At 30.2% G+C, this 19,105-nt stretch carries 19 protein-coding genes; 12 read left to right on the forward strand and 7 right to left on the reverse strand.

What is annotated here, in order from left to right; genetic code table 11:
* Positions 1-306 precede the first annotated feature (306 nt).
* Positions 307-954: a hypothetical protein gene (locus MYRA21_RS14275; RefSeq protein ID WP_039329543.1), complete on the reverse strand. Its 648-nt coding sequence runs from the start codon at positions 952-954 to the stop codon at positions 307-309.
* A 484-nt stretch (positions 955-1,438) separates the two neighbouring features.
* Between MYRA21_RS14275 and MYRA21_RS14280 the strand changes: the two genes are divergently transcribed.
* Together MYRA21_RS14280 and MYRA21_RS14285 are read left to right on the forward strand one after the other, a co-directional pair.
* Positions 1,439-2,284, forward strand: coding sequence for an SDR family oxidoreductase (locus MYRA21_RS14280; protein WP_039329545.1), 846 nt, complete (start codon positions 1,439-1,441; stop codon positions 2,282-2,284).
* Positions 2,285-2,671: 387 nt separating this feature from the next.
* Entirely contained in the window at positions 2,672-3,595 is a 924-nt protein-coding gene (locus MYRA21_RS14285; protein WP_006263574.1) for an AraC family transcriptional regulator, read from the forward strand.
* A gap of 74 nt (positions 3,596-3,669) precedes the next feature.
* On the opposite strand, the gene MYRA21_RS14290 is transcribed toward MYRA21_RS14285, so the two are convergent.
* The 4 genes from MYRA21_RS14290 to MYRA21_RS14305 form a co-directional block, all read right to left on the reverse strand.
* Positions 3,670-4,308, reverse strand: coding sequence for a DUF4142 domain-containing protein (locus MYRA21_RS14290; protein ID WP_232234278.1), 639 nt, complete (start codon positions 4,306-4,308; stop codon positions 3,670-3,672).
* Positions 4,309-4,322: 14 nt separating this feature from the next.
* Positions 4,323-4,892, reverse strand: a complete 570-nt coding sequence (locus MYRA21_RS14295) for a hypothetical protein (protein ID WP_232279306.1) — start codon at positions 4,890-4,892, stop codon at positions 4,323-4,325.
* A 168-nt stretch (positions 4,893-5,060) separates the two neighbouring features.
* Positions 5,061-5,675, reverse strand: coding sequence for a DUF892 family protein (locus MYRA21_RS14300; RefSeq protein WP_006263577.1), 615 nt, complete (start codon positions 5,673-5,675; stop codon positions 5,061-5,063).
* Positions 5,676-5,727: 52 nt separating this feature from the next.
* Complete coding sequence (locus MYRA21_RS14305; RefSeq protein ID WP_052237544.1) at positions 5,728-6,369, reverse strand: KGG domain-containing protein; 642 nt, start codon at positions 6,367-6,369, stop codon at positions 5,728-5,730.
* A gap of 1,074 nt (positions 6,370-7,443) precedes the next feature.
* Between MYRA21_RS14305 and MYRA21_RS18970 the strand changes: the two genes are divergently transcribed.
* From MYRA21_RS18970 to MYRA21_RS14335, 7 genes are all read left to right on the forward strand, one after another.
* Complete coding sequence (locus MYRA21_RS18970; protein WP_006263579.1) at positions 7,444-7,608, forward strand: lmo0937 family membrane protein; 165 nt, start codon at positions 7,444-7,446, stop codon at positions 7,606-7,608.
* 65 nt (positions 7,609-7,673) lie between these two features.
* Positions 7,674-7,808, forward strand: coding sequence for a hypothetical protein (locus MYRA21_RS19475; protein ID WP_006263580.1), 135 nt, complete (start codon positions 7,674-7,676; stop codon positions 7,806-7,808).
* Positions 7,809-7,917: 109 nt separating this feature from the next.
* Positions 7,918-8,112 (forward strand): CsbD family protein, encoded by a 195-nt coding sequence (locus tag MYRA21_RS14315; RefSeq protein WP_006263581.1) that lies wholly within the window; start codon positions 7,918-7,920, stop codon positions 8,110-8,112.
* A 773-nt stretch (positions 8,113-8,885) separates the two neighbouring features.
* Positions 8,886-9,743, forward strand: coding sequence for a helix-turn-helix transcriptional regulator (locus MYRA21_RS14320; RefSeq protein ID WP_006263582.1), 858 nt, complete (start codon positions 8,886-8,888; stop codon positions 9,741-9,743).
* A 184-nt stretch (positions 9,744-9,927) separates the two neighbouring features.
* Positions 9,928-11,262 carry a TolC family protein gene (locus MYRA21_RS14325; protein WP_235279943.1) on the forward strand — a complete coding sequence of 445 codons (1,335 nt, stop codon included), beginning with the start codon at positions 9,928-9,930 and terminating at the stop codon, positions 11,260-11,262.
* Positions 11,263-11,268: 6 nt separating this feature from the next.
* Positions 11,269-12,300, forward strand: a complete 1,032-nt coding sequence (locus tag MYRA21_RS14330) for an HlyD family secretion protein (RefSeq protein WP_006263584.1) — start codon at positions 11,269-11,271, stop codon at positions 12,298-12,300.
* Positions 12,301-12,305: 5 nt separating this feature from the next.
* Positions 12,306-13,856 carry a hypothetical protein gene (locus MYRA21_RS14335; RefSeq protein ID WP_006263585.1) on the forward strand — a complete coding sequence of 517 codons (1,551 nt, stop codon included), beginning with the start codon at positions 12,306-12,308 and terminating at the stop codon, positions 13,854-13,856.
* Between the two features lie 120 nt (positions 13,857-13,976).
* On the opposite strand, the gene MYRA21_RS14340 is transcribed toward MYRA21_RS14335, so the two are convergent.
* A complete protein-coding gene (locus MYRA21_RS14340; protein ID WP_039329551.1) occupies positions 13,977-14,549 on the reverse strand; it encodes a hypothetical protein in 573 nt (190 codons plus the stop codon).
* Between the two features lie 136 nt (positions 14,550-14,685).
* Here MYRA21_RS14340 and MYRA21_RS14345 point away from each other — a divergent pair, with 136 nt between their 5' ends.
* Positions 14,686-15,531, forward strand: a complete 846-nt coding sequence (locus MYRA21_RS14345; protein ID WP_039329554.1) for a hypothetical protein — start codon at positions 14,686-14,688, stop codon at positions 15,529-15,531.
* 51 nt (positions 15,532-15,582) lie between these two features.
* On the opposite strand, the gene MYRA21_RS14350 is transcribed toward MYRA21_RS14345, so the two are convergent.
* Positions 15,583-17,853, reverse strand: a complete 2,271-nt coding sequence (locus tag MYRA21_RS14350; RefSeq protein WP_039329556.1) for an FUSC family membrane protein — start codon at positions 17,851-17,853, stop codon at positions 15,583-15,585.
* Between the two features lie 145 nt (positions 17,854-17,998).
* Between MYRA21_RS14350 and def the strand changes: the two genes are divergently transcribed.
* Together def and MYRA21_RS14360 are read left to right on the forward strand one after the other, a co-directional pair.
* The gene (gene def, locus MYRA21_RS14355) at positions 17,999-18,586 is read left to right on the forward strand and encodes a peptide deformylase (protein WP_006258863.1); all 588 of its coding nucleotides are present in this window, start codon (positions 17,999-18,001) and stop codon (positions 18,584-18,586) included.
* Between the two features lie 63 nt (positions 18,587-18,649).
* Entirely contained in the window at positions 18,650-19,069 is a 420-nt protein-coding gene (locus MYRA21_RS14360) for a DUF5606 domain-containing protein (RefSeq protein ID WP_006258862.1), read from the forward strand.
* Positions 19,070-19,105: the final 36 nt, after the last annotated feature.

The following is a 19,105-nucleotide window of genomic DNA, read 5'->3' on the forward strand; positions in this document are numbered from 1 at the left end:
TTTGGTTTGTTTGTTATATTTTATAAGGGAGGGAAATTCTTCAAATATTCTGAGTAATTAAGTGACAAATATCATGTTAGGCGATTATCTCATATTAAATTTATGTAAAGACCTAGGGAAGAAGGGAGTGATAAGTAGGTATAAATAATAGGTTGTTTTATATGTAAGTGTCTAATTATAATATCTATACATTTAATTAAATCTCATCATTAAAGTGAAAATCTGTTGAGTAGTATAAAAAAAAACAGTAAAGGAATATTTCATCCTTTACTGCATACTTAGAAAAATAACACTTTATGATTTTTTTTAGTAATTATTTCTATTACCAAAACCATAGTGACGTCTAGATCTACGTTGTTGATTATGATTAGAATTGTTTCTAGAAGAATTCATTCCGTAGTAATCAGTATTGTTTAATCTATCTGAAGAGTGTTGTTCATCATTATCCATCCATATTTGCGGACGTCGATAATCTCTCTGTTGTCGATAATCTTGAGATTGTCTATTATTAAAAGAGCGCCCCATATTTCTATTTTGTGAATGATTTCTTGTATCAAAAGAATCTTCGTCATAGCCATAATGACTTTGTTCATTATAACCTGGGTAATGTTCATGATATCCATCTGAATCCATATTATAGTCATCTCTAGGGTATTCTAAATTTTGATCATAACTATCCATGTAATTATTATTATGGTTGTAGTTATCATTATAGTAATTGTCTCGATTAGTACCACTTTGATACTCATCATTATAATAATCTTGATTATTATTGTAGTTGTGTCCACTCATATCGTATTGAGAATCATCATAACGGTTATCGCCAAAATAATTGTTATCTCCATAACTATCAAAACGATTAGAGTATTGGTTTGATCGATCTTTTGATGAATTAAAATTATCTCTTGTTCTTGATCTATTGTAAGCTCTAGAGCTATTATTACGGTTATTCATAATATTGAAGTTTTTTAATTAATAAAAAATTAGTGACAGCTAGTATTTTATCATTTTATTCTTCAATAGTTAGAAAGCAAAAGCTATGCTTAAAATAAAACAATATTGCATTTTATGTATTATAACATAGCTTTTATTTTAATCTTAAAATAAAATATAACTACTACCGTAATAATAAAATCAACTATATAACATAATATTTAATTATTAAGTTACATAATAACAAATAGTTGTGTTTTATTTTTATGTAAATAATCTTTTTTAATATTCAGAAAAACTAAGCTTAATCAGAAGATGATTTTTTAATTAAAGAGAATTTTTGTGTAATTAATCTACAATGTGTGTGTTTTTTACTCATATTTACTTTCTATTGAATATTTATTTCTTGACATAAGTAAGTCTTGTAGCTTGTTGTTCTATCTGATTTGGTAACTAGCATAGATTTTGTCTTTTAATAGGTTGTATTAACCTTAAAAATTAAATTATGGAATATTCAGAAACCAAACAAATTCCTCCAGGAAATGAATTAGATATGAAAAACAGACCTAATCATGGAGAATTTTCTTATAAAGGGAAAGGATTGTTTAAAGATAAGACAGTACTTATTACAGGAGGAGATTCTGGTATAGGTAAAGCTACTGCCATAGCTTTTGCTAGAGAAGGAGCTAATGTTGCAATAGTGTATTTGTCCTCATTAGAAAGAGAAGATGCACAAGATACTTTAAATTGGATCAAACATGCAAAAGCAGAGGGAATAGCTTTTGAATTAGATCTTCAGAAAGCCGAAAATTGTAAAAAGATTGTTGAAGATACTGTCAAGAAATTTGGTAAAATAGATGTACTAATTAATAATGCCGCTTTTCAAAGGGAGCATAAAACTTTTGAAGAAATTACTATAGAGGATTGGAAGCAAACATATCAGACTAATTTAGATGCATTATTTTTTATGATAAAGTATAGTCTTAAATTTATTCCTAAAGGAGGTAGTATTATCAATACAACATCAGTCAATGTATATAATCCTAATCCCAGTCTTTTAGCCTATGCTTCTACCAAAACTGCTATTCAAAATATAACAGCTAGTATGAGTAAAATGTTTTTGGAACAAGGAAAGGAAATAAGAGTCAATGCTGTGGCCCCTGGACCTATATGGACTCCATTAATTCCAACAACTATTTCTGATGTTGATAATTTTGGAAAGAATACTCCTATGGGAAGACCTGGGCAACCTTGTGAAATCGCTCCTATATATGTTTTTTTAGCAAGTGATCAAGCCTCTTATATTTCAGGAGCTATTATTGCGGCTACTGGTGGTCGTATAACCTTATAGGTTAGAAACAAAAAAATGTAAAATTGTTTTAAATAAGTAACCCCTGCTTTTAAGTGGGGGTTAATTTTTTAGTATAAATTAGATTGATTTTAATGTATATTGTTGTAATGTCAAAAAATATAAATATACTTTGATACTATTTTAGTAATATTTAAATTTGAACAACAACCTTATAAACGATTGATTTTAATAAAGTACAAATAACCTTCTGTTGATGGTTAAATTATCGTTATTATCTCTTTTTTTAAAAGTAGTAAAAACATTTTATTAGAGCCTATGTCTTATTTAAAGTGTATTTAATTCTTGTAAGTATCTAAAATTAATTGTTGTTAGGTAAAGATAAATGCTGATGAGATTATTGTAACACTTACCTTAAATTAAAATTAGATGTCTATAAAAATCAATAAAGAAAGATTTCAAGCCTTTTTAGAAGCTCTAGATGATTTAGCTAAAGGGAATTATACTAAACGCCTTAGTTCTAATATTGAGAATGACTGTTTTTCAAATGCAGAAACAGTATTTAATATTTTAGCAGAAGAGTATGAAAATAAGTTTAAGTATTTCATTACTCTTCAGCCGACTCTTGGTTATGAGTATATCACATCTTGTATTATTAAAATTAGTCCTGAAGGTAGGATATTAGATATGTCCTTAATTAAAGCTAAAGACAATATCTTAGATAAAATAGATTTTATAGATAATTACCTTTTAGACTTAGTCTCTGAACAAGATCAGGAAAAATGGCTTAAGAATTTTCTGATTTTTCTTCAAACCCCAACCAAAAGAACTTCTTTTTCATTAGAACTATTAATTAAAGGAGAATCGATAAAAGGCTATTGTGGTTTCCATTATATGGGGCAGTCTAGAGAGATTTGGATGAGCTTTGCTATTGTTAATCCAATCTTTGAGACAGAAAAAATAGAAGAGAACACCCCTGATTACACTAAAATTCGAGAGATTAAATTCAGTGACAAACAAAAAATACAACAAATTCATGCTATTCTCTGTAATAAAGAATATGATCGTATTTATACTATTGATGAATTAATTGAGCAATTTCAGATTAATAAAAATGTATTTCAGAAAGGGTTTAAAGCAATGTATAATCAAACATTCTATTCTTTTTACTTAGAGCAACGCATTAAGTACGCTAAGCAATTATTGATTTATTCTAATTTATCAATTAATAATATAGCACATAAATGTGGATTTACAGATTATTCTAATTTTTTTAGAAATTTTCAAAAAGCTACAAACCATAACCCCGCTGAGTTTAGAAAAAAATATAGTAAAGGCTTAAATACAGAATAATGTTATTATAAAAACCGCCATAGAGTATATGGCGGTAAAAAAAAAAGTAAAAAAGCATAATATATGTATTACAGCTATTTATTTATAATATTATTTTTAATGTAGTTTGCAGATTCAAGATGAGATCTTACTTCTTGTAGCGTATTGTTCAGTTCGTTTTTAATATTGATATGATCTGTTTTATCAATTCCTTTAATTAAAATATCTACTGCCTTGTTATGAGCAGAAATCACTTCATCAATCCATTTTTTGTCAAATTTTTTACTATTTGTTGATTCTATATCTTGAATATCTTTCCATTGTGAATCGGATAAGTTTCTTGGAATAGCATAATTGAATTGCCCTGCTAAAGCATTTAATTGTTGCAATCTTTTAGTATGATGCTTCTCAAGCTCTGTTGCGAATTCACGTACTCTAAGACTATTTGCTCTAGTTTTTCCAGTTTTTGCTAACTCTATTTCATATAGTTGATCACTTATTACGTCAACTATTATATCAGCATATTTTTTATCATTGTGATTGTTTTGATTCATACCTTGTTTGGAATCCTCTCGATGGTAGTTACCTTGAGAATAATTAGTATGATCAAGATTAGCTTTATTTTGATCTTTAGCCATTTTTTCTGGGTCTTTAGCTGTAGGTCTTTCTTTACATGCGATAGCGGCGAGGGCTATTATTAATGCTAAAAAAATCATTTTTATGTATGTTTTCATAATTTAAATATTGGTTATACATTATCTAATAGATTGGTTGCTTCATCTATACGTATTTCAGTTTCTTGTATTAGTTTCTCATAGAATACTTGTAGGTCAGTATTAAGAGTATTATTTTTAATTTGCCATAAGACTTCTCTGATACTGAATTGTAGTTTGATAGTTTCTTCTAAGAAAAGGGACTCATAGTCCTTTGAATAGCTGTTTTCTAGTTTATGAAGAACAAGCCTCTTGTCACTCAGGTTGATAATACTATCTTGGGTTGTAGATTGAACAAGGATGCTCATTTCTTTTAAAATGTTTTGATATTCAATTATTATAGTATTAGCAAAGTCAACTATTCTTTTATCTCTGCTTTTCTCTTTTGCAGCTTCTGTATAATAAAACTGTGTTTTTACAAGCGTACTAAAGTGTTTTGCTAAAGAATCATTATAAGCTTTACTATTTTTATGATCTTGAATAGGAGAAGAGTTTGTATCTACAACTTCATTTGTTTTAGACCTATAAGTTGATCTGTAATGATTTGGATCTCTTCTACAAGAAGTAAAGAACACAGTAATTAAGATAATTATAGTGAATAGCAAAAGAAAGAATTTATAATTTAGAGTGATATACATGATTGTTTTTTTAATGAAAGTGGCTTACTTTCGGGTTATTATGAAAGATTTTATACTATGGAGATATGACCTAGGTAAGCCACTTCATTTTCTAGTTCTAGCAATTTTTAGAAAAGAATATTGAATTGAGTAAATCTATTTTACTTTATCCTTGGGCTGGCTACTCTTTTTGGTTTGATTCGCTGAACTAGATTTACTTGTAGATTCTTTTACATCTTCATCTTCTACATTCTGATCACTGGCTTCTATATTGATGTGGCATTCTCCTATATGAGTCAATTCACAATCAGCCTGCTCTTCCTCATCTAAAGTTTGTTCTAATAAATCAGCAATATCATATTCCTCAATAGCAAGGGCAAATTGGATTAGTCCGCCATAAGTTGCTATTTCATAATGTTCTATTTGTTGAGCAATAACAATGAGTCCAGCATCTCTTACCATACTTCCGTCTTTTGTTATTTTTACTATTTTCTGAGTTACTTCATCAAAGGTCTTCATCACTAGGCAAGATTCCTTTTCGCTTGTAATTCCAAGAGTTCTAAAAATTTTTTCTAATCGAATGATTTGTCTTTGTGTGACAATCTCATGATCTTTTAGTGTATCTTTTAACTCATGGGTTGTAGCCTTTTCTATCATAGTAGGTAAGGAATCTAAAATGCCATGTTCTGTATTATAGATACCTTTTAATAAGTGGATAAAAAGATCTTTAAACTCAGATGCTCCCTTCGAAATATTATTTGATTTTTTCATGTGTTTTAGGTTTTAAAGAAGAAGGAGAGAAACTCTCCTTCTATCTAAATTACTATCTAGAAGAATATGCTCCCCTTGAACTACTGTTAGAGCGTCCACCACCATGTGATGCACGTCCCCCCATTCTTGCAATTTCAGTTCTTTTTGCTTTGCTCATTGCTGCAAAACCGCGACGTGAACTTCCATTGTTAGTTCTTCTAGATGAATTTGAACCAGTTCTGTTATCTGCACTATTATAATAACTTCTTTGGTCGTTATGATTAGAGTTTGATCTCCTTGATGATTGACGTTGTCCTCTTGAATTTTGAGATCTGTTACCATATGATTGAGAATTAGAAGACCTGTTGCTATATGTTGAGTTATTTGATCTTCTTCTTTGTCCTTTTGGAATAAATCGCCCTTGTGAATCTCTCGGGTGATCATCTTCATTGAAGTTGTTGTCATAAGACGAGTCCTGATCGTAGAAATCATCTTCATCGAAGAATTGTTCAATTTCTTCTTGCTCAATATCATCATCATAAGTTTGATCATCAGCTCCATCGTCATAACCATGTTCATAACCTAATTGATAAATTTCTTCTGCCATTTGATAAAAATCAGATTGTCGACTACTTTGTGACCCTCTGTTTCTAGAATTGTGGTGGTTCATAATTTTTTGTTTAAAAGTTAATATTACTGTGATACTAGCTGTCATAAATGTCACAGTTACTTTTAGTTAGTTCAATATCCATGCTTGAAAAATAAAATAGAACAAAATAGAGTAGGAGGTGATATCAACTGTTAAAAAATCTTTGAACAACAGGAGCTACAAGGGATTAAGGTTGTTTGTTATTATTATATTTTTTTAAGAAATAAAAAAATATAATATAATAATATTGTTAATTTATATGAATGAATGTCTTGATGTATTGAAAAATATTCATTTATGTATCATATAATAAGTTAATTGTAAGTAATAGTATTACAATTAATAAAATAATTTATATAAATAACTATAAATGAGTTGTTTGTGTTTTTTTAAATTATTTCTTTTAACAAATATAGTAGGCAAGCATAATATAAAATATGTAGAATAAATGTTTACTTTTTATACATACCGTGTATTTAATACTCATTTTTCTACGTATTGTTTGGGATTTACAGGCTATTTTTTTTAAATCAACAATGTTTGTTTTTTGTATTTGCAATATTATCTGTTCTTCTTGTATAAGAAAGACATTTGAAAGTATGTTACTTATTTTTTTTGATTCTATAAGTAGAATAAATTAATTATTCTATATGTAACTTTCTATATTAATATTGATAGAAATTACTATAAAATATTTACTAGCTTTTATAATCACACAAATAGATAGTGATTACAGATCTCGATTTACCTTTTATTTTGGTTTTTTTTGAGTAGAAATTACTCAAATTGAGATTTTTTTACTCATTTATTCCTCGATATTTTAATTATTAAAGAGTTTTTATAAAACATTAGCAAGGTGCCTATGGTTTTTATGCTAGCTTTAGTACTGACACTATATACCGCGCTATTGAAAAGAAGATTATTCTCTTTATTATTGATAAAAATATTATAGTAGTACACTATTTGTATTTATTTAGTTATAAATAGCTTTTTTATATGTATAAAATATAAAAATACATAGGTATTACTTTAATATAGGGATTAAAGAATAAAACATTTAGATCAAGCGTCAAGACTACCAAAAGTAATACTAATCAACAAATCTATCAAGCAGTAAAAACTAATCTTAAAACTTAACATATGAGAAATGTATTTTGGTTAATTATCGTAATTCTTTTAATAGGATGGGCAGTAGGTTTTTTTGCTTTTGGACAAGTGCTCGGTTGGGCAGTACATATCTTGTTAATACTTGTCTTACTAATGCTTATATCACGAGTTATAAAGGGACCTAAAAGTGAGCTCTAGTTTAGATATCATAGAATAATAAACAAGAGACTAGAATATAATTTACTAATCTTAAAAACAAAATTATGGAAAAAGAAAAAATGTATCAATTAGGAAAAATCTTTTGCTGTGCGGCTATAGGAGTAGTTGTATTAGCAGTAGTAGTGAAGAAAAAATTCATGAAAGAGGTTAAGGATATCGAAGACTGTATATCAGATTAACTATTAGTATGAATTAAAAAGTAATTGTACTTAACAAAGTGTAGTTATTTGGTAAACAGAGTAAAACAGTTGAAAAAAAATAGAGTATTAATTTAATAAATCACTAATTATGAATAATTTAGAATTAGAAGGAAAATGGAAACGTATTAAAGGAGCTGTTAAACAAAAATATGGACAATGGTTCGATGATGATAAGGTTTTCGCTGAAGGAAAATTTGACGAAGTTGTTGGAAAGCTTCAAGAAAAAAGTGGAAAGACACGTGAAGAGATTGAAGAAGTTATCAAAAATTGGAAAGAAGAATAAATGATTTCAATCTTATTAAGTTTATTTATATTATCTAATATAATATGTAAAAAAGAGCATTTCTTTATATTTATAAAGAGATGCTCTTTTTTTAAGCAGATATCTCACAATGAGAATAGTTTAACCACTATTAAATCTAAAAACAGGACAAATCACAGCTGTTAAAAATATTAACATTTAGGTGTTTTTTAAGAATTTGAAGCATGCGATAAAGCCAGTGACAGCAAGGCTTTCGGGAAGGTTGTTTGGGCGTTGTTCGGAAGTTCTTTGCAAAGTGTTCGGAAAAAGGGGGTGTTTTCCGAACATCTTCCGAACAAACCACAACGGAGACCGCATGAATACTCGATTTATGGCGAATCTATAGTGTTAAAAAACTTGTTAAAATTTTGAAAATTTGAATTTTGAAAGCTGTGATTTGTGCTTTCTTTTTGGTGAGATGTACCAGACTTTGAATAGAAGAATATTCTCAATAATAGCCATTGAGTCAAAGCCTTTACTGTAGGCAAAGGTAGTGAAAAAATAGATAGGAGAAAAGAGGGTGTAGGAAGGAGATTTGTTTTATAGGTTTCTTCATATTAGGTAGTCTTTATTTATTTTTTAAAAAAATAGGAAGTGCCAATAGTAGAGTGAAAATTAAACTTTTAAATAGAAGTGTTTTTTTGAATTTTATAATTAACTAGTAATTTGCCTAGCTGAACAAACAAAGGGGATTTTAGTACCGCCTTTGTTTATTGATTTAGTATCTTGTAAAAAATTCAGTATAAGAGCGAAAAATGAAGACAAAACAAGTTTCATTAAAGAATATTGCAGGACAAGCACATGATGGAATTTTCTTTCAAGAAGTCACAGCTAAGTCACTGTCTGATATTATGGGGGCGCTTAAAGACTCTCATCGTCATGATTATCATGTTTTTTTGTTTTTAATGAAAGGGGAGTTGAAGGTAGAAATTGATTTTACTAATTATGAGCTAAGTGGTGTTAGTTTATTATACACTAGTCCTGGGCAAGTACATAAGAATATTGAATTTAAAGAGGTTCTGTATTATGTACTTGCGATTAAGTCAGAGTATATTGCACCTGAGTATAAGTCGTCGATTCAATCTATGTTTTTACAAACGCGTTTTGTGCAACTTTCTAAAGAAAATACTTCTCTATTAAAAAACACAGCTCAATTATGTATAGATATCTATAAAAAATCAGAACTAACTTTTTATACTGCAACTTTAAAAAATAGTGTGAATGTTTATATTTCGCTTTTTTTAGATCAATACTTAAATCAAGGTTTTTCGGCTATACCGTCTAATCGTTTTGAAAAGATTACTCTAAGCTTTATCAAGGAATTAGATATTTATTTCGTGCACCACAAACGCCCAAGTTATTATGCCGAACTACTTCATATCTCTACTACTTATCTTAATGAATGCATTACACATACATTAGGGATAGCTGTTTCTAAAGTGATTCAAGAGCGCGTAATTTTAGAGGCTAAAAGAATGTTGTTCTATACAGATTTATCTGTTAAAGAAATAGCTTCTGCTTTAGGATATGAAGATTATTCTTACTTCTCTCGTTTATTTATGAAAAATGAAGGATGTACTCCTATTGTTTTTAGAGGTAAAAACCGTGATTAGTCCTAGTTATACAGATATAACTCTCTTGTCTTTTTTTACAACCAGTCTTTACTTTGCCTTGACAATTTATACGGTTAAGATTCTATTTTTAAACACGATGTAATCAGAGATTATTACTGTTTATTATAGTTTTATGTAGCTGTGTAATTTGTTTTTAAAGGTATAATATAAGACGAATTACAAAATGAAAAGAATAAAATTAAAGTTGTTTTGTCTGATGTTTTTACAAGCAATGCTAAGTAAAACAATAGCACAAAATCAACCTCCTGTATCGTTGACTTTACAAGAAGTTATTCAAGCAACATTACAGCATCATCCTCAATTAAAACAAGGTGAAGAAGAAGTAAAACTTCGTTATAGTGAATTAGAAAGCAGTAAAATAGAGCGATTGCCACAAGCAAATATTCAAATGACAATGGGGTATCAAGGAAATACAACTCTTTTTGATAAAAAGTTGAACCAAGAAGGAACCCTAAAAAATCTTCATTTCAATCAAGGAATTCACCTTGAGATAAATCAAACTATTTTTAATGGACATCGCATTACTAAAACAATACAAGGGCATGAATTAGCCTTATTTTTATCCCAATTAGATTTGGCTCAACAGCGATTAGATTTAGAATTAATGGTGAGTAAATACTATTTAAATTTATATAGAGTAGAGTTGCTCCAGTCTATTTATATTAAGAATAAAGCATTAGCTCAGGACAGATTAACGCTTGTTCAGCAGTACCTAGAACAGGGAATGGTAACGAAAGAAGAAGTTTTATTAGCAGAACTACAGATATCTGATATTGAATTAAAACAAGAAAGTAATAGAACAGATTTAGGAATTTTGCAAAGTGAGCTTCAGTTAGCCATGGGGGCTGATAGTATTAAAATAAAGACAAATGCTTCTTCTATTCCCTTTCTACAAGATTTTCTTAAACAAGAGAACTATTATGTAGAAGAAGCGCATAAAAAGTCTTTGATTTTAAAAAAAGAAGAACAAGCAGTAGAACTTCAAAAACTACATTTAGAAAAAGAAAAGAGTAAGCGCTGGCCTGCATTGTATGGTTTTATGCAGTCTGCTACTGATCGACCTATAAGAAGTACTGCTCCTCAGCTGGACTTATATGCGAATACATGGCAAGTAGGTGTTGGGATAAAGTATGATTTAATGACTTTATATACGGCAAAAAAAAGAGAGAAAACCTATCAGATACAATTAAATATTGCAGAAGAGCAACAAAACTATGTAATAAAGAAACTGAATAAAGATATCTCACAAGGATACTTGCAAGTAAGATTACACTTAAGTCAGCAAAAACAACTACAAAAAGCTTTAGAACAAGCAAAAGAGAATTACCGTATTATACAAAATAAGTATAAAGCTCAATTAGCCTTATACTTAGATGTCTTTAATGCCAGTAATATTCTGTTAGAAACAGAGCTAAAGCTAGCCCATACTCAGGCAGAACTACTTTATTCAACACTCTATTTATCTTACTTGATAGGAGATTTAAATTTATTAAACTAAACAATTATGACATCTAGAAAACGCAATTATATTTTATTTAATACACTTACAGTAGTAGGTGTACTGGTTTTAGTATCTATAGCTATTATTGAATTCTTTCATTTAAATGATAATAGCTACACTAATTCAGCTCAGATTGAAGGCCATGTTATCCCTATTCATTCTAAAGTAAATGCTTATGTGGAGAAAGTAAACTTTAAAGAACATCAAGATGTAAAAAAAGGAGACACCTTGTTTATATTAAACGATTCAGAACTGAGAATTCAATACCAAAAAGCACAGTCAGACTTGGCTAATGCTCAAGCAGCATATAACCAGCGACTAGTAGCTATTAAAGGACTCGAAAACAATGTAGGGGTAGTAGGTTCTACGATTAAGGAATCAACTGTAAAAGTAAAATACCATCAAGGCAATTATACGCGCTATACCACATTATTAAAAGAGCAAGCTGTGACTCATCAACAGTATGAGCAGATTGAATCACAGTATTTAAGTGAGCGAGCTAATCTTGAAAAATTAATAAAACAAAAAAGAACTACTGAGCTTTTAGTACAAGAAAATAAAGAAGCACTTGCTCTAGACTTGGCGCAAATAGAAATGGCTAAATCGGCGATAGCTTTAGCTAAGCTTTACTTAAGTTATACAGTAATTATAGCTCCACATGATGGAGTGATAGGCAGGAGGTATTACAATGAAGGGCAATTGGCGCAAGTTAATCAACAACTTACGTCTTTAGTAGAGTCTAAAGGTAAATGGGTAACAGCAAATTATTTAGAGAAACAAGTAAAAAACTTATCGATAGGACAACGTGTCTCTATTTCTGTAGATGCATTAGGAGGAAGAGAGTTTATAGGAACTATTACGGCTATATCTGGTGCGACTGGCTCTAAGTACGCAGGTATTCCTATAGATAATGCTGTAGGAAATTTTGTTAAAATACAACAGCGCATACCTGTACGAATAGAATTTACAACGGATAATATAGATTTAGATCAGTTGATTGCAGGAATGAATGTTGTTGTACGCCTAAAAAAATAAGAACTATGTATAATAAAGGACTTTTTAAAGCTTATGTTTCTGAGCCATTACAGTTTATTATCATGTTTGTTTTTGGCTTTGTATTGGTTAATGTCTATGCTGTATATCCTGGTAACGCCGCCGAGATATACAGTACACAAGGTTGGTCTTCGGGAGTTATTAGTAGTGCAAATAACACGATGATAATTGGAATGGCATTGACCTTTCCAATTATTATACGTGTTAAGATGGTTTTAAAAGCACAAACTAAATTGTTTTGGGGATGTTTACTTTTAGCCGCATTATCATTTGTGTCAATTTATAATACGAGCTACTTGATGCTATTAGTTATTAGTTTTAGTATGGGAGTAATTAAAATGAATTGTCTTTCTGAATTTACTTTGCTCTTTATTACTGTAGTAACACAAAAAACGGGGGTAAAAGTGAAGTCCTATGCTTATTTTTACGCTATACTATACGCTATAGTAGCTATGGGAACCTTTCTAGCAATTTATTTAGCTTATGGGTATAGTTGGGAAAGAACCTCTGTTGTTTTTGCTATTTTACTTATATTTTGTGCTATCCTGAGTCTTTTTACAGTGCATACTGCTGCTTTTTCAAGATATTATCCTTTGTACTATATTGATTGGTTTAGTGTAGTTTGTTTAAGTGTCGGGTTTGCACTATGGAGTCATTTATTTGCTTTTTTACAAGAATACAATTGGTTTTATGGCGATTATAGAGGCTTTCTATATTTGAGTAGTGGATTGATACTGATTGTACTAGGGATTTTTAGGCAGCGTTATTTAAAGCGACAATTTTGGCAATTGTTTAGTTTTAGAAAAAAGAATGTCAAAATTGCAGCTGTTTTTATTTTTATATTAGGAATATATCAAGGTGCAAGTGGATTTGATACAACACTTATGTCAACAATTCTTCATTATGATAACCTGACGTTGGCAAAGGTAAATTTAGCTATGTTACCAGGTTCTTTACTTGCGGGGGCAATAGGGTTAATATTACTTAAAAACAATAATAAGGGATTGAAGACTTTTATCTTGTTAGGTTTTGGTATTTTTATTTTGCAGTATCTCGTTTCCTATTTTTATATAAATCCATATCTGACAATTACATATTTCTATTTCACCTATTTTATGCGTGCATTAGCTATTGGTATATTATATATAGGATTATGGCATTACCTAACTATGGGGTTAGCTTTAGATGATTCGTTATCTATCATGTCCTTAATGTTGATCGTAAGAACTTTTTTGGCTCTAGCTGTTTTTTCTGCGATCTATAGCTATTTAAGCTATTATTTACAAAAAGAAATTCTAGGAAATCACGCTTTATTTATTAATTATAGCTTTGTGGAAAACTCTTCTAACTTATCTATTTCTTTTGTGCAACAACAAGCGCTAATAGCATCTTTTAAAACTATTTATGGTATGATCTTATTGCTTTCTATACCTGTTGTTTTAGCTGTTAGTTTACATGGTTTTGGGTTATCTAAGAAGGTAAAGACTGTACAAATGCGTAGATTATGGATAAGGTTGAACGCTAAAAATTCGGTGTAGTTTGTAGAACTTATCTCTTACATAGAACTGAGTCTAGTAAAAACGCTGTAGGTCTTTAAAATAAAAAGCCAATAATAGTCTTCTATCATTGGCTTTTAAAGTAATAAGCGATTTTCTTTTTTAATTAAATCTTAATTCTGCTGTATATAGAATAATGACTTCTGTTAGATTATAGTCCTCATCATAAATAGGGGAGTAAAAATACACATATACAGAATCTTTAAATTTCGTTAAGGGAATTGTCTCATAGCTAGACAAATTATTAAGTACTTTTATTGTTCTATTTCCAACCCAGTGTTCTGCATTTCCTTTTGGATTTTTATCAAATCGATGGTCTTTAGCGTTCGTATAATACCAATAAGTAGGTACTTCATCCGAAATAATCAGTTCTTTATTAGGATTAAAAACTTCATCTGCGATAGCAGTGCTGTTAAACCATTCTACTTCTAAATCAGCTTCGCCTATAGCAGAGCGATAGATATCGTTATCAAAAGTAGCTCCTATTAGAAAACCATCTACATTATTTGAAGTAACTTCGAATACAAATTCATTGCTTTTAAGTGTGACAACTCCATCCTGCATAGCAACGATAGCACCATTTTGTTTCACTTCTACTTGTACAGTTCCTTCTTGTGCCCAGCTGCTTATTTGTACAGTTATGAATAGTAATAAGCTAAGACCGATTTTTTTCATCTTTAATTTCTATTTTTTGATCGTTTATGAAGCAAAGGTAAGCTATATATACTGTACTAATATTCGCTGTAAATGGGGATATTTACGAAATGAGAATAGTATGATCTTTGAAATAATATAAAAGAGTGTAATAAAGATGTATATAGGTACAACACCCCCTGGACGTAAAGAAAGATTCATTATAGTAGAAAAAGGAGATTCTGCTCAATCTCTCATAATCTTTAGTCAAGAAGAACGAATAACTAATTTAATTATATCAGGACAAGAAAGCGGCTTAGAAATATTATTAGACGAATCCTTTGCTCCTTTGTTTAAAACGATACAGATTCTTCACTTAAAAGATATCAATATTGATAAGAATTGGTTATATCAGTTTGTAAACTTAAAGCGCTTAGAGATTAAAGGTTGTCAGTATAAAGGGAAAGCCCCATTAGATTGGTTGAAGTTTACAGTTTTGGAAGAATTGTTTACTCCCTATTCTAAGCTATTTGAGAATTTGTTTGTACATCCTACTCTAAGAACAGTCTTTATAGAAAACTTTGATAAGGAAGGTTTTGTTTTTCCTTTAAACACTGTAATAGAATCTTTGTCAATAGAAAAGAGTAAAGAGTGTAAATGGGGTAGTTTAGTTAACTTAAGTGCCTTAAAAGCACTTTATTTGGTAAAAATACCTACGCTGATAGATGTTAATTGGTTAAGTACACTTACGCACTTAGAAGATATAGAGTTGAGTGCTTGCAAAAAGATAAATAATGTGATAACGTCTATTGCAGAAGTAAGTACTTTAAAGACTGTTTATTTATCAGCTATGGGAGATATTGAATCATTAAAACCATTTGAGAAGCTTCAAAATTTAAAAGAGTTAACCATCGAAGAAGGAGGAAGGCTTATCGATAAGAAAAGTAGTACCATTCTAAACAAACTAAATAATCTTGAATATAGTATAGAGATGAAAAATTATGTAGATAGTAGTGAAGAGTAGAACTAGATACTAATAAAGCAAAGGGGAATGTACATAACATCCCCCTTTGTTTTATGGTATAATCTTCTTTCTAAGTGAACTTAGCATAGATACTTCAGATTCTTCTTGTTTTTTTAATGCGGCAATGCTAGCTGTAATCTTGAATATCTTTTCTGAAAGTGAGGATAACCACATCAGTTGCTCAATAACCAATACAGACTCTTCCATCAGGCTCTGTATTTGTTTATCATCAGAGTAAGTTTTCTTTAATTCGTATTCACGGATACCTTTTAGATATGACATACTGAGATTAAAGTTCTCACTGCGTTCTATGATGGTTATCTCACCATTATTATAATCTTCTAATAGAGCGATAGTTTGTTTTAAATTACCTATTGTATAGTCCATAACTACATTAAATGCTTCAGAAGCTTTGGTAGTTGTATGTGACTGTACGTATATTCCTATAGAAGCAGCTGTCGAAAGGAAGGTATGATTAAGTACGGCTAATTCGTAGAGCTCTGTTCTATACTTCTGTTTAGACTTAGGCTCTTGGATCATACGTTGAAAAGAAGCCATAAGGTTACCTATCTCAATAAAAGCATATTTTCTAGCTAATTTATAAGGTAGGGTTACTTCTCCTTTTTCGTTGTAGTAAAGCGTAATTTCCTTTACGTACTCTTTATTCGCTTCTATCGATTTTTTTAGATGTGTATTTAGGTTTAAGAATTCCCATGAAGGCCATAGTAGATAGTTCGCTCCGAAGGCTAATAGTGCTCCTATGATAGTATCAATAACTCTATAGATCATAACATCCATAAAATCTGGTGTAAGTAATCCGTATATCAGTACTACATACATCGTGATAAAGGTAACTCCAACTTTATAGTCTGTATGAGAGAACCAATACCCTATAATCATGGTTAGTACTGTAATATAAGCAATGACTGTGGCACTAGGAATAATATATAACAATCCTATAGCTACTAAACCTCCAATAACAGTACCTATTACACGCTCAAAAGATCGCTGCTTAGTCAATCCAAAACCAGGACGCATAATAACAACGATAGTTAGTAATATCCAATACCCGTTTAATACACCTGATATTTTACTAACGATAAGTCCTGCTAATATGGTCAAGGTAAGTCTTAGAGCATGTCTAAATATGGTAGAGGTAAAGTTTAAGTTCTCTTTTAGAGTTTCTAAACGATAATGCACAGGAGTTAAGAATTTTTCTAAATCCTTAAAGCGCTCTTCTACATCTGCACTAAATGCTTTCTCTGTTAGAGCTTTTTCTAAATCATGAATTTTGTTTACCTGATTTTCCGCATAATGGATAACATTCGAGAACATGACTACAGCTTCTACCATATTAGTAGACTCTCCATTCTTAACAAAATCGTTAAGCATGGCCTGAATCTCTGCTAATTCTTTAGATAGGTCATATTTAGATCTATACTTAGTCCCTAAGTTTATAGAGTAGGCAATATCGTCAATTGTCTCCGCAAAGTGATAAGCTAATTTCTGATAACATTCTATAATTTCAGGTCTTTTGCTAAATAAATCATGTAATTTATTGTGTTCAAAAGAAGTAGACACAGCCACTTCTAGTATTTCTACTAGAGTAGAGAAGGCTACTAGCAATCTACGGTTATTAGAAGAGTTACCAGTATTAGCTTTATTTCGAACTAAATATTCTCTCAGGTTTTCATGTACCTCATTGAGGCTTACTTGTATATTTAATTGTTCTTCTGTGATCTTTTCTACATTCGCATTTTTATCCCACAGTTGTCCTCTGTGTTTTAGATAATCTGCTGTAAGCTCCATACACTCAGATGTCTGTAATACAGCATATCGCTTAGGTCTAAGGAGATTAAAAGTAACGGATACCAATAAGTAAAGTAATCCTCCTAATAGAAGCATTAAACAGTGCATGAATAGGGCATGACCTTCATAACTATGTGCTAATCCTAGACTGGCTGCTAATAATCCTGTAAACGACAGCATATTTGCACGATGTCCATATACAGATATCATGCTTAAAGAGAAAAATACAAAGACAAAAATCGGGTAGAAATACCAGTTGCCATCAGTAATGGATAGGGTGAAAGTAACAGCTGGTACAGTAAATGCGCCTACTAAAAGCCCTATTATTTTATCTTTTTTATTACTAGGAATATCAACAGGAGCTGTTAACATGGCACCAATAGCTGCAGCAAAAGCCCAATCAAAAGCTTCATAGGGCATTAGTATTAAAAAAGGGACAACAGCTGATATAGTAATTTTTAACGAATCTGCAAGATGCGTATTATCTGTGAATTTTCTAGCTTTTCCTAGCATAGGTTACTTAATCTTTGGCTTTAATTAGAGAATAGTACTTTTTATCAAGCAAGATAAAACAAATAAGACATCAAAAATAATTTGTAGTATTATTTATTCATTTATTTTTGAGTATTTTTGCACCTTTAGAATAAAATAAAAAGACATGATATTATCAATAGTTGGGTATGGTGACGCTGTTCTACGTAAAGTGGGAGAAGATATCACTAAAGACTATCCAAACTTACAAGAGCTAATAGCTAATATGTACGATACAATGTATGGAGCACATGGAGTAGGATTGGCGGCACCTCAGGTAGGATTACCTATTAGATTATTCGTTGTAGATACAGCCCCTTTTGCTGAAATGGATGGGAATACTGAAGAAGAGATTGCTTTTTTGACTACTTTTAAAAGAACGTTTATAAATGCTAAGATTTTAAAAGAAGAAGGAGAAGAGTGGTCTTTTAATGAAGGATGTTTGAGTATTCCAGATGTTCACGAACCAGTTAAAAGAAAATCTAAGATACAAATAGAATATTTTGACGAAAACTTCGTTAAACATGTAGAAGAATTTGATGGTCTTGCGGCACGAGTTATTCAACATGAGTACGATCACATTGAAGGTGTGCTGTTTACAGATAAAATATCTATCTTAAAAAAGAAGTTAATTTCTAAAAAGTTAAATAATATCCTTGAAGGAAAAATATTTACAGATTATAAAATGAAATTAACTAAGAAAAAAGGTAGATAAATAACTTGATTATTAATAACAATTTAAGATATTTGCGACTCTTAAAGTAAAATTTAGACAAAAATGAGTTTAGAAAAAGTTTTAGCTATTTCGGGAAAACCAGGTTTATATGAGTTACTAGTACAAACTCGTACAGGATTTATCGCTGAATCATTGGCTGATGGGAAAAAAAGTACAGTAGGATTAAGAAATAACGTTAGTTTACTATCAGAAATTTCTATCTATACTTACAATGAAGAAGTAAAGTTATTTGAAGTTTTCAGAAACATTGCTGCAAAAGAAAACAATGGTGAAGCTATTTCTCACAAAGAAGACAATCCTACATTAGTGGCTTACTTCAGAGAAGTATTACCAGAATTTGATGAAGAAAGAGTATATGTTTCTGATATCAAAAAAGTATTGAATTGGTATAATATCATTCAAAGAAGAGGATTAATTGCAGAAGCTTTTAGTGCAGCTGCAACAGAAACTGAAGCAAAATAATTTATAAGAATTATATGTAGAAAGCCCGTTTTGTAA

It is taken from the genome of Myroides sp. A21, assembly GCF_000807225.1.
Classification (GTDB): domain Bacteria; phylum Bacteroidota; class Bacteroidia; order Flavobacteriales; family Flavobacteriaceae; genus Flavobacterium; species Flavobacterium odoratimimum.